Annotated in this window: 11 protein-coding genes; 5 read left to right on the top strand and 6 right to left on the bottom strand. The window is 62.4% G+C overall.

From position 1 onward, the window contains the following. Positions 1-20: 20 nt before the first annotated feature. The 3 genes from AB6B38_RS12505 to AB6B38_RS12495 all read left to right on the top strand — a co-directional run bounded on the left by AB6B38_RS12505 (position 21) and on the right by AB6B38_RS12495 (position 3858). On the top strand, positions 21-1940 hold the full coding sequence (locus AB6B38_RS12505; protein WP_371393195.1) for an amidohydrolase family protein: 1920 nt from the start codon (positions 21-23) through the stop codon (positions 1938-1940). A gap of 79 nt (positions 1941-2019) precedes the next feature. Beyond that, a complete protein-coding gene (locus AB6B38_RS12500) occupies positions 2020-2715 on the top strand; it encodes a DUF4197 domain-containing protein (protein WP_371393194.1) in 696 nt (231 codons plus the stop codon). Positions 2716-2724: 9 nt separating this feature from the next. Next, complete coding sequence (locus tag AB6B38_RS12495; RefSeq protein WP_371393193.1) at positions 2725-3858, top strand: pyridoxal phosphate-dependent aminotransferase; 1134 nt, start codon at positions 2725-2727, stop codon at positions 3856-3858. 8 nt (positions 3859-3866) lie between these two features. Here the strand turns inward: AB6B38_RS12495 and AB6B38_RS12490 are convergent, their stop codons facing one another. The 6 genes from AB6B38_RS12490 to AB6B38_RS12465 form a co-directional block, all read right to left on the bottom strand. Then, entirely contained in the window at positions 3867-4784 is a 918-nt protein-coding gene (locus tag AB6B38_RS12490) for an acyl-CoA thioesterase (RefSeq protein ID WP_371393192.1), read from the bottom strand. 124 nt (positions 4785-4908) lie between these two features. Continuing rightward, the gene (locus tag AB6B38_RS12485; protein WP_371393191.1) at positions 4909-6090 is read right to left on the bottom strand and encodes an osmoprotectant NAGGN system M42 family peptidase; all 1182 of its coding nucleotides are present in this window, start codon (positions 6088-6090) and stop codon (positions 4909-4911) included. Between the two features lie 15 nt (positions 6091-6105). Continuing rightward, on the bottom strand, positions 6106-7875 hold the full coding sequence (gene ngg / locus AB6B38_RS12480) for an N-acetylglutaminylglutamine synthetase (RefSeq protein WP_371393190.1): 1770 nt from the start codon (positions 7873-7875) through the stop codon (positions 6106-6108). 24 nt (positions 7876-7899) lie between these two features. Continuing rightward, on the bottom strand, positions 7900-9672 hold the full coding sequence (locus AB6B38_RS12475; RefSeq protein WP_371393188.1) for an N-acetylglutaminylglutamine amidotransferase: 1773 nt from the start codon (positions 9670-9672) through the stop codon (positions 7900-7902). A gap of 321 nt (positions 9673-9993) precedes the next feature. Continuing rightward, complete coding sequence (locus tag AB6B38_RS12470) at positions 9994-10167, bottom strand: DUF1328 domain-containing protein (RefSeq protein WP_371393187.1); 174 nt, start codon at positions 10165-10167, stop codon at positions 9994-9996. Positions 10168-10185: 18 nt separating this feature from the next. Further along, positions 10186-10956, bottom strand: a complete 771-nt coding sequence (locus tag AB6B38_RS12465) for a response regulator (RefSeq protein WP_371393186.1) — start codon at positions 10954-10956, stop codon at positions 10186-10188. A 199-nt stretch (positions 10957-11155) separates the two neighbouring features. On the opposite strand from AB6B38_RS12465, the gene AB6B38_RS12460 reads away from it, so the two are divergent. Both AB6B38_RS12460 and AB6B38_RS12455 read left to right on the top strand, forming a co-directional pair. Further along, positions 11156-11368: a NepR family anti-sigma factor gene (locus tag AB6B38_RS12460; RefSeq protein WP_371393185.1), complete on the top strand. Its 213-nt coding sequence runs from the start codon at positions 11156-11158 to the stop codon at positions 11366-11368. A 3-nt stretch (positions 11369-11371) separates the two neighbouring features. After that, positions 11372-11995, top strand: coding sequence for a sigma-70 family RNA polymerase sigma factor (locus tag AB6B38_RS12455; protein ID WP_371393183.1), 624 nt, complete (start codon positions 11372-11374; stop codon positions 11993-11995). The last annotated feature ends 2 nt before the right edge of the window (positions 11996-11997 follow it).

Raw genomic sequence — 11997 nt, 5'->3', positions numbered from 1 at the left:
ATGAAACAAGGGAGGCCCTGATGGCCGCCAGACGCGAATGGGACACACTGATCCAGGGCGGCCTCGTCATTGACGGGACCGGCACCATGCCCATGACCGGCGATATCGCCATTAAGGACGGCCGGATCGCCGCGCGCGGCACCGGGCTTGATCCGGCCAAGGCGAAAGACGTGATCGAGGCGGAGGGGCTGTGGGTGATGCCGGGGCTGCTCGACATCCATACCCATTTCGACCTTGAGGTGGAGCTGGATCCCGGCCTGCCCGAAGCGGTGCGTCACGGCACCACGACCGTGCTCATGTCCAACTGCTCGCTTGGCATCTGCTTTGGCCATCAGCGCCGCAATGGCGAGGACCCGATCGTCGATTGCTTTGCGCGCGTGGAGAACATGCCCAAACCTGTATTGCGCAAGGCCGCGGACCTCGCGACATGGGCGACGACGGCGGAGTATCTCGACCATCTCGATACGCTCGAACTCGGCATCAATGTCATCCCGATGGTGCCGCACTCCATGCTGCGCGCCGAGGTGATGGGATTGCGGGAAAGCGTCAGCCGAGATCCGCGCGAAGACGAGCTTCAGCGGATGGAGGCGTTGCTGGAGACCGCGATGGGCGAGGGCTATGTCGGCTTTTCCACCGACGCGCTGCCCTTCCACTTCCTGGCCGAAGACCCCAATCGCAAGACCAAAATCCCCTCCCAGTTCGGCAGCTATAAGGAGCTCAAACGCCTGACGGCCATCCTGCGCCGCTGGGACCGGCTCTGGCAGGCCACTCCGCCCAAGGACAATCCGGCAGAAGTGTTCCGCAATTTCCTGCTGACCAGCGGGCGCGTCCACGGCAAACCGCTCAAAGTCACCGCCGTCGCCGCCATGGACGTGGCGGCAAACCGAAACCTCGTAAAGCTCGCCAAAATCCTCACCCGGCTTTTGAACTCGACCCTCTTCAAGGGGCATTTTCGCTTTCAGGCGCTCGCCGCCCCCTTCCGGCTTTACTGGGACGGGCCGGTCAATCCGCTGGCCGAGGAAATCCCGGAACTGCGCGAACTGAACGAGCCCGATCTTGAAGACCGCGAGGCGCGCCAGCGCATCCTCGCCGACCCGGACTATCAGGCGCGCTTTGCGGCCATGTGGATGCACGGCAAGCAGGGGGGGCTCGCCGGTTTCAAGCGCAAGATGCGCGCCGAACAGATGGCGTTTGACCGCGACCTTGCCCAGATGGTGTTCCATTCGGGCTGCCCGGCCGACTGGGTGGGCGAGACCTTCGAGGATGTGTTCAAGCGCTATCAGGTCAGCTTTGGCATGCCGGACGTTATTCGCTCAGAAGAAGAGCGCGCGGCGTTTGATGCCCTGCCGCTGATGGCGACCTCGCCGGATGTGGGCGAGCCGTATTTCATCATCGGCCTGTTCCAGCTTTACGATACCGATCTGCGCTGGTGGACGATCTCGGCCAATCGGGACATGGAGGTGGTGAAGAAGCTGCTGACCGATCCGCAGATATTCCCCGGCTTCAACGATTCCGGTGCGCACCTGACCAATATGGCCTTCTATGACGGCAATCTGCGTTGCCTGCAGCTGGCGCAGGCCGATGGCATGGAACGCGTTGCCGCGCAGGTGAAGCGCCTGACGCGCGATCCGGCGGATTTTATCGGCATTGAGGCGGGCCGGATCGAAACCGGCGATGTGGCCGATATCGCCATTATCGACCCTGAAGCCCTTAAAGCCTACGATTCCGATGCCGGGCTGAAATTCGTCCATCGCGACGTGTTCGAGCACGAGCAGCTGGTGAACCGCTCTGACGGTGTAGTGACGCATGTGCTGGTCGGTGGCGGGCTGGTCTGGACGAAAGACGGCTTCACCAAGGCCCACGGCACAACCAAGCTTGGCCGGGCGCTGCGCCACCGCGATACAGGCGGGTCCGCCACGGAGAAAATCGCAGCCGAGTAGGCACCGGTTTTTCTGTCAGCTCCTGTTCATCGGCGTATAGTCACTATCCTGACCTTTACAGGGCGAGGGAGGAATGCCGATGGACCGCCGTACATTTCTGGCCACAGGGCTGGCTTTCACCATAACACCTGCGGGCTTTGCGCAAGGCGATAGCAACGCGGCCATCCGGCAACTGCTGACAACTGCTACGCAGGCGGCCACGACGCGGCTGGGCCAGCGCGATGGCTTCTTTGGCGATCCGGTGGTGCGCATACCTCTGCCCGGCACGATGCGCAGCGTACAGCAGCGCCTGCAGCCCGTGGGCCTTGCCGGGCCACTGGACGATGTGGAGATGCGGATGAACCGCGCGGCGGAACAGGCCATGCCGCCCGCCCGGCGTCTGGTTGTTGATGCCATCCGTTCCCTGACGATCCAGGACGCGACCTCGATTATCCGTGGGCCGGATACAGCCGCCACGCAGTACTTAAGGGGCCGCACCGAAACGCCGCTGACCGGGCTTTTGCGTCCGCCCATGGAGGAGACGCTGACCGCGTCGGGTGCCTATAGCGCGCTCGACAGTGCGTCCGGCCTGCTCAATCAGCGCTCAGGGCTGGGCGGGCTGTTTGGCGGGGGCGGTGGGTCGCCCGCCGCCAATTTGCGCGGCCAGCTGACCGACTTTGCCGTTACCCGCGCGCTGGACGGCATATTCCACTATGTCGGCGAGGAAGAGCGCTCCATCCGGCGTGATCCGGTCAGCCGCGCAACAGGGCTTTTGCGGGGGCTGTTTGGCGGCTAGACAGGTCGCATGAACACACGCATCGAACCCTTCAAAGCCATCGCCATTTCAGAGCTTGCCCACCGGCTGAAAGCCGAGGGAAAGCCCGTCATCCACATGGAATTCGGCCAACCCTCGACCGGCGCGCCGCAGGCCGCCATCCAGACCGCGCATGCCGTGCTGGATGGCGATGCCATGGGGTACTGGGAAAGCGCACGTTTGCGCGAACGTATCAGCCGTCACTACCAGGAGCGTTATGGCGTGGAGATTGCGCCGGACCGGGTCATCCTGACCGCCGGCGCGTCGCCTGCCCTCCTGCTATCCATGCTGGCCGGCTTTGAGCCCGGTGACCGCATCGTCATGGCACGGCCGGGCTATGTCGCTTACCGCAATACGGCGCGAGCCGTGCATCTGGTTCCGGTCGAGATTGATTGCGGGCCGGAAACCCGTTTCCAGCTGAGCGCGCAGATGATCGAGGCGCTGGACCCAGCGCCTGCCGGCATCGTCATCGCCAGCCCCGCCAATCCTACCGGCACGATACTGCCCCCTGAAGAACTGGAAGCGATTGCCGAGGTCTGCCGGGAACGCGGCATACGGATCATCTCCGACGAGATTTATCACGGGCTTTCCTATGGCATGCCCGCGGCCAGCATCGCGCGGTTCGACAACACGGCCTTCATCGTCAACAGCTTCTCCAAATACTACTCCATGGTGGGGTGGCGGCTGGGCTGGGTCATCGCGCCAGCCGACAAGGCGGAGCTGGTGCGCGCCTATCGCGGCAATCTCTTCCTGACCCCGCCCTCGCTAAGCCAGCACGCCGCGCTGACGGCCATGGACTGTGAGAGCGAGCTTAATGCCCATGTCGAGACCTACCGGACCAATCGCGAAGCTTTGCTCGAAGCGCTGCCACGCATGGGCCTGACCTCCATCGCTCCGCCAGACGGCGCCTTCTATATCTGGGCCGATATCGGCCATCTGACAGATAATTCGATGGCGTTTTGCGAGCGCCTGCTGCGCGAGACGTTCGTAGCGGCCGCCCCGGGCCTGGATTTTGACCCGGTCAACGGGCACCGCTTCATGCGCCTCAGCTTTGCGGTATCCACGCCGCAGGTAAAAGAGGCGATTTACCGGCTGGAACCGTGGTTTGCGGCGTTGAAGGCATAGCCCTCGCTCTATTTCTTCCGTATCCGGATCAGACCTTCCTGCGCCGTGGAGGCGACCAGCCTGCCATCCTGCGTAAAGAGCCGTCCGCGATTATAGCCCCGGCCTGAACCCGCCCACGGGCTGTCCGTGGAATAAAGCAGCCACTCATCCATGCGTACATCGCTGTGAAACCAGACCGCGTGATCCAGGCTCGCTGACTGCAGGCCGGGCGAGACCCAGCTGACACCATGCGGCTGCATCGACGTACCCAGCAGAGCCATGTCGGAGGCATAGGCCAGCGCTGCGCGATGCAGCAGGGGATCGCTGCCCAGATCACCGCGCACCCGGAACCAGATATGGCGCACCGGTTCCAGCCTGGGCGGTTTGCCCGGCGACCACGGGCCGACAGGGCGCAGCTCGATCGGGCGGGGCCGCGTCACCATCTGATAGAAGCCGTCCGGCAGGCTGCCGCGCTGTTCTTCAGCAAGTTCAGCTTCGCTTTTGAGCTCTTCGGGACCCGGCACATCGGGCATTATATCGGCGTGAGACAAGCCTTCTTCGGCGCGCTGGAAGGAGGCCGCCATGTTCAGGATGGGCTGGCCCTTCTGCATGGCGATGACGCGGCGGGTGGAGAAACTGCCGCCATCAAAATCGCGCTCCACGCGGAAGATGATGGGATAATCCTCATTGCCCGCGCGCATGAAATAGGCGTGAAGCGAGTGGATCGAGCGCTCCTCGTCAACCGAGCCGGCCGCAGCCATCAATGCCTGACCGACCACCTGGCCGCCAAACACCCGCCCCTTGCCGCCGGGATTGCGCGGGCCGCGATAAAGATCGGTATCGATTTCCTCGACACGCAAAAGCCGGGCAAGGCCGTCAGCCAGACCCTGAACGTCCTGGCTATCGGCAGGCGCAGGCTCATCGGCGCGGGCGGGATCATCTTTCATGGGGCGGTATCCGGTTCATGCTGCAGTGCGACAATAGTCTTAGCAGTTTTTGCCGCAACGCAAGTCCGCTCAACCAGATGATACGCCGCAGCAGCGCGGGCCGGATGTTTGGGCCAGCGGCCGGCTAGCTTTTACTGCCGTCGGAGGGGCGCTCTGGCGCATCGTCACGCCCGTCCCAGCTTTCCTCATCGGCCGGTTCCATGGGCAGTCCGGTAAAGCCTTTGAGCGAGTCTGTGAGGGGTTCGGCATCGCGCCGGATCTCCACGCGCGACGCGGCATAGGCGTGGATCAGGCGGGCCACCGAATGCAGCGCGTGCATGTGAATGCGTTCATAGCCGTGGCTGGCATCAATCCCGAATGTGACGAGTGCGGTGCGTACATCCGCGCCCGCCTCGATGGCGGCCGCCGAGTCCGACCGGTAATAACGGAAAATATCGCGCTGATGCTCGATCCCCTCATCGCGCGCCAGCCGTAGAAGTTTCTGGGTCAGGTGATAATCGAACGGCCCGGTCTGGTCTGCCATGGCGATGGTCACGCCAAACTCGCGGCTATTCTGACCGGGCGCGGTTGTGCCGTTATCGATCGTGATCATGGAGGCGATATCGTGGGTCAGAACCGAGCTGGCGCCATGGCCCACCTCTTCGGTGACCGAAATCAGAAAATAGGTATCGACAGCGAGTTTCACCTCGCCTTCGACCAGCGCCTTGATGGCGGCAAACATGGCCGCGACACCGGCCTTGTCATCAAGATGACGCGATACCACGAAACCGTTGTCGAGAAACTCCGGCTGCGGATCAATGGCCACGAAGTCTCCGATATTGAAGCCGGTCACGGCCAGATCGCCAGCGCTTTCGGCGACTATATCGGGGCGCAGCTCGACCTGGCTCCAGGCGACAGGCTGTGTATCCACCTCATCGTTGAAGGTGTGTCCGGACGCCTTCAGGGGCAGGATCGTACCCCGGAACGCCCCGTGCTCGGCGGTAAAGACCGTGCAGCGCGCGCCTTCGGCAAAGCGCGACGACCAGTGCCCGATAGGGACCAGTTCCATGCGGCCATTATCTTTAAGGAATTTGACCTGTGCGCCCAGCGTGTCGACATGGGCGATCAGGGCGCGGGCGGGCTGGCGGCGCCCGCCCTGCAGTTTCGCCCGGATCGCGCCGCGCCGTGTGATCTCATAGCTGACGCCCAGACGGTCCAGCTCAGCGCAGCACACGCGCGTCACGGCGTCGGTATAGCCTGTGGGGCTGGGCGTTTCGAGCAAGGTCTTGAGAAAGCTTGCAATATAGGTGTCGTCGATCAGGGGCATCGCGTCAGCTTTCTGTCAGTCCGGGCGGGCCGCCGATAGAGGAAAGAGAAGGTCGACAAAGCGTTCAGCCGTCGGCTGGGGTTCGTGATTGGCCAGCCCCGGTCTTTCATTGGCCTCGATGAAAACATGATAATCCTCGGACGGAGCGGTCACGATAAAATCCATCCCGGCAACCGGAATATCAATGGCTCTGGCTGCTTTGAGAGCGCTGGCGGCAATGGCCGGGCTCAGCTCGGCTGTGACATCGTGCAGCGTGCCGCCCGTATGCAGATTGGCCGTGCGGCGCACGCGCAGATGATCGCCGCGCGGCAGAACGTCATCGAGATCATAGCCGCCAGCCCTGACGCAGCGCGCCGTTTCATCATCGAGGGGGATGCGCGATTCGTCTTGCGTCGCGGCGGCGCGGCGGCGCGACAGACGCTCTATCAGTTGACGGATGGTTCGCTCGCCATCCCCCAGAATCTCCGGCGGCTTGCGCAAGGCAGCGGCTACCACCTCGTCATTGATGACGACGACACGCAGATCATCGCCCTGCACACATTCCTCGATGAGCACATCGGGGTTCAAACGGGCGGCCTGCTCCAGCGCGGCGTCCATATCCTCAAGGGTTTCAATGCCGACGACCACACCGCGGCCCTGTTCGCCGCGCGAGGGCTTGACAACAACAGAGCCGCACGCCTCCAGAAATGCCGCGCGCTCGGCCTTGCTGGCGCTGGCACTGAGCTGGCGAGGCACAGGCACGCCAGCCGCTTCCATCAATCTGCGCGTCACGGCCTTGTCGTCACACCGGCTCATGGCGATGGCGGTCGTCAACTCGGAAAGCGATTCCCGGCAGACCACTGCACGCCCACCCCAGCTCAGCTTGAAAAAGCCGCCTTCGGCATCAAGCACCTCGACGCCAATCCCCCGCCTGCGCGCCTCATCGACGATAATGCGCGCATAGGGGTTCAGCTGCTCCTCAGGCGGCGGGCCGATGAAGAGCTTTTCGTTGATCGTGTTCTTGCGCTTCAGGGTGAAAACCGGGATGCGCTTGAAGCCGAGCTTTTCATAAAGCGCGATGGCCGACTCATTATCGTGGAGTACGGACAGATCCAGATAGGATGCGCCGCGCGCCTGAAAAAGCTCGGCCAGCCGGCGGGCCAGCGCCTCGCCAATCCCCGGCTGGCTGGCGCGGGGGTCTACCGCAAGGCACCAGAGCGACGATCCGTGCGCCGGATCATCGAACGCACGGGCATGATCCACACCCGTCACGGCGCCCAGGATCTCGCCTGTCTCATCGTGCTCGACCACGAGAAAGGTGAGTGTGCGGCTGTCGCGTTGCCGCCAGAAAAATTCCGGATCAACGGGCACCATGCCGCGTGCGCGGTAGATGCGGTTGACGGCCTTGGCATCGGCCTCCGAACACAGCCGCCGCACAAAGTATCCGCGCAAAGGTGTCTTGCGGGCGCGATAGGTCGCCAGATCGAGACGATAGGTATGCGAAGGGTCGAGGAAAATTTCCTGCGGCGCCGCCGCCAGCACAACATGGGGATCGCGGATGTAGAAGGCGATATCGCGCTTGGTGCTCTCCTCACTGCGCAGAACATCGACCAGATCGTCGGCCGTTTCGAACGTCTGCGCGAAGGCAAGGCGGCCCCAGCCGCAATCGACCACCACATTGGCGGGCAAAGAGGGAGCCGCGGCATCATCAGCACCCGGAATAGCGGCACGCATTGACTGATCGCGCATGCGCTTGAGCCGGTGGCCCATCGGATTTCGCTTGCCGGACTTGCGTGGCTGGCTCATTGGCCGCCTCCGATCTGTCCCTGATTACACATTATGCGCTTCAAGCCACATGGCCAGCAGGCCGATCTGGTAAAGCTTTGATCCGCGCAACGGGGTGATGTGTGCCTCGGGATCATCGAGCAGCCGGCCGACATAGCCGTCCTTTACGATACCGCGCGCACGAAAACTGTCCGATGTGACCGCATCGCGGACACGCTCCAGATAGGGGCCGCGCAGATATTTCAGCGCCGGAACAGGGAAATAGCCCTTGGGCCGGTCGATAACTTCCGATGGTATCACATCACGGCCCACATCTTTGAGAATACCCTTGCCGCCTTCGGCGATCTTCAGCTCGGCCGGCACACGCGCAGCCAGCTCCACCACCTCATAGTCAAGGAAGGGTACGCGCGCTTCCAGGCCAAAGGCCATGGTCATATTGTCCACCCGCTTGACCGGATCGTCGATCAGCATGATTTCGGTATCGATCCGCAGCGCCTTGTCGATCGGGCGCTCCGCACCGGCTTGCGCAAAGTGCTGGGCGACAAATTTGCGGGCGAAATCCCCATCGGCCCAGCCTTCGTGTAACAGCTCGCCCATTTCGGCGCTATCGCGGTCGAAGAACGCCTTGGCATAGGTTTCCACCGCGTCGTTGGCATCCAGCATGGGCGGATACCAGTGATAGCCAGCGAATATCTCGTCTGCGCCCTGCCCGGACTGGACGACCTTGACGTGTTTGGAAACCTCTTCGGACAGCAGGAAGAAGCCCACGCAGTCATGGCTGGTCATAGGCTCGCTCATCGCGCCGATGGCACGCTCAAGCGCCGGCAGGGCGCGCGCGGTGTCGATACGGATCTGATGGTGATCGGTCTCGAAGCGTTTCGCGATTATGTCCGAATACTGAAATTCGTCGCCCGCTTCCTCGCCGACGCTTTCAAAGCCTATCGAGAATGTTTTCAGCCCGGTCTGCCCGGCCTCGGCCAGAAGGCCGACGATAAGTGAGCTATCAAGACCGCCCGACAGCAGCACACCAACCGGCACATCAGCGACCAGGCGGCGCTTTACCGCCAGACGCATCGCATCAGCGACACGCTCCTTCCATTCGCCGCGGGACAGTCCTGCCTCGTCATCACGCGGGCCGAAGGGAAGCGTCCAGAATCTGCGCTCGGAGCGGGTTCCGTCCGGCTCGATACGCAGGAGCGTGGCAGGCGGCAGCTTTCGCACGCCCTTCAATATGGTCCAAGGGGCGGGAACCACGGCGTGGAAGGAGAAGTAGAAATTGATTGCCTGCGGATCGATCGATGTATCGATATCCCCGAATGCGAGAAGCGCAGGAAGGCTCGACGCGAAGCGGAACGCCCCTTTGGTCTCGCTGTAATAGAGCGGCTTGATGCCCAGCCGGTCACGCCCGATCAGTACACGGCCGGAATCGCGCTCGACGATTGTGAAGGCGAACATGCCGTTGAGGCGCTGAACGAAATCCTCGCCCCAGGCATGATAGCCTTTGAGCAAAACCTCCGTGTCGCCATCAGAGAAGAAGCGGTAGCCTTTTGCCTCGAGCTCGGCGCGCAGCTCCTTGTGATTATAGATACAGCCATTGAACACGGCCGACAGGCCGAGCTGAGAATCCACCATGGGCTGCTGCGCGGCGTCGGTAAGGTCGATGATCTTGAGCCGCCTGTGGCCCAAAGCGGCCGCCCCCTGAACATAGAGCCCGCCAGCATCCGGCCCGCGCGGCGTCATCCTGCCGGTTACCGTCTGCAGGGCTGAAATGTCCGCAGGCTGTCCATCAAAGCGCAATTCACCGGCTATACCGCACATGCAAAATCTCTCCTCAAATCAGTAATACATGAAAATCCGGACACGCCACCGGGGCCGGCGATGAGAATTTGCAGATATGATGGCGCAGGCGAAAATCAACCGTATGCAGCGCAAGTGCAATCAGTCCGGACTCTCATTCTTTCGTATTTAACACCGGACTTGCCAGATCGATCCATGGCCTGCGTCAGTTTTCAACGGAACTGTCACCTGCAAGGCGCGTTTTTCTGGCAGGCGCGGCCATAGGCGGCGCGCTGAGAAAGCTATTGCCGGGAACCATAGCGGACCCGCCCGGCATGACTTTCCCTTCAGAATTAGGCCAAGTTACACCGGCGGGCGTCCCCGGAATGCCTGAATGATGGCAGACAGAACGGCCAGGCCCAGCGCAATGACAAACAGCACTTGCGCAATTGTCGCGGCCGCGCCGGCGAGCGTCATGAAGCCCAGAACCGCGCATATGATGGCGATGACGAGGAAAAGCAGTGCCCAGCCAAACATGGTCGTGTTCCTTCCAGCTCAGGATGCCTCAGCCGGCTCCGCAGCGAAGAACAGGGCCTGACTGATGGTCGCGGCCACCGTTTCCGGCATGAAGGGTTTGGTGATGAGATAGGTCGGCTCGGGACGCTCCCCGGTCAGCAGGCGCTCAGGATAGGCGGTAATGAAGATCACCGGGACATCCTGTCCGGAAAGGATGTCGCGCACCGCGTCGATGCCCGAAGAATTGTCCGCCAGCTGAATATCGGCAAGCACAAGGCCCGGGCGGTGCTCGGCGGCCTTTTGTACCGCCTCGGCGCGTGTGCGGGCCGTGTCACAGACCCTGTGGCCCAGACGCTCGACCACGGTAGCCAGATCAAGCGCAATGATCGGCTCGTCCTCAATGATGAGCACCGATGTCGCCAGCCCCTGTTCGAGCTCTTTTTGCGCACTGAGAAGGGCGCTTTCGGCCTGCGCCGTGCTGATACGCATGATTGTGGCCGCGTCCTCGACACTGAACCCCTCTACTGAGGTCAGCAGCATCACCTGACGGTGCAGCGGGGTAATCTCCGACAGACGCCGGTCGAGGCTCGATGCCGGATCCGCTCCTCCGGAACTGTCCCAAGTGGCGTGGAAAAGCTGATAGAGTGCAATCTTGGGGCTTTGATCGCGGTCAAAACCCTGCGGGTTGGCCAGAACGGCTTCCAGACAGGCGCGCACATAGGCGTCCCCGCTCGCCTGCGACCCGGTCAGAATACGGGCATAACGCCGCAAATAGGGAAGATGCGGGCGGATAGCATTTGAAAAACTCATCAGTCTCCTCCGGACGAAACTCTTACAATAACGCGTGTTCTGCAGAACCGGTTCCGTGCGCGCTGACAAATGCAGCGGAACGGCGGAACAGGTTCCTCACCGGCGCGTTGTCTGCCTCGAAAGAAACAATACGCTATGATGGTCAATATGCGATGGAGGGGCGGCTACCCGCCGCGTAGCGCAGCCGCAAAGAGCAAGTATGAGTGCAATGAACAAGTCTGATGACAAACCGGATGCGCAGGCGGTCAAGAGCCGTCAGCGTGTCATTGGTGCGCGCCTGCAGGCGGTATACGACGATGTCGTCCGCCAGGGCGTTCCGGACGATTTTGAGCAGATGCTGGCCGCTCTCGATGAGCTGGAGGAGCAGCCCGGCACTCCGCCGGGTAGCGGCTCCCGCAGAAATGAGGGCTGACACATGGCTGGCCCGGAATGCGATATGGCTGCGGACGCGCCTGCCGAGCCCCTGCCGGCTGGAGAGTTCAAGCGGGAGATGGCTGAAGCCATCCCCTATATGCGCGCCTTTGCCCGGTCACTGACCGGCGATGACAGCGCGGCGGACGATCTCACCCAGGACGCGCTGATGAAAGCCTGGAACGCGCGCAAGCGCTTCCGCGCCGGGTCCAACTTCCGCGCCTGGATATTCACCATCATGCGCAACCAGTTCTATTCCGATTGCCGCCGCAGCTGGCGGCAGGTGGCGTGGGACCAGGAGCAGGCGGACAGAACGCTGACGGGACCGTCATCCATGAACGGTGTCATGGAGCTGGACGAGACGCGCCGTGCGCTGCTGGAGCTTCCTGACGATCAGCGCGAAGCGATCATTCTGGTCGGCGCTGGCGGGTTTTCCTATGAAGAGGCCGCCAGCATATGCGGCTGTGCCATAGGCACGGTGAAAAGCCGGGTCAGCCGGGCAAGGGCCGCTCTTGCCGCCATTCTGGAGTCCGGCCCCAGGCAGCGCTCGGCCGGCGACGACGTCAAACCCTCCCAGTCGGCAGAGCTCATCATGGCAGAGGTGAAATCCCTCACTTCGGGGGCCTGACG

This window comes from Glycocaulis abyssi, from assembly GCF_041429775.1.
Classification (GTDB): domain Bacteria; phylum Pseudomonadota; class Alphaproteobacteria; order Caulobacterales; family Maricaulaceae; genus Glycocaulis; species Glycocaulis abyssi.
The sequence above is the reverse complement of the archived record's forward strand: the minus strand, read 5'-3'. Positions and strand labels throughout refer to the sequence as shown.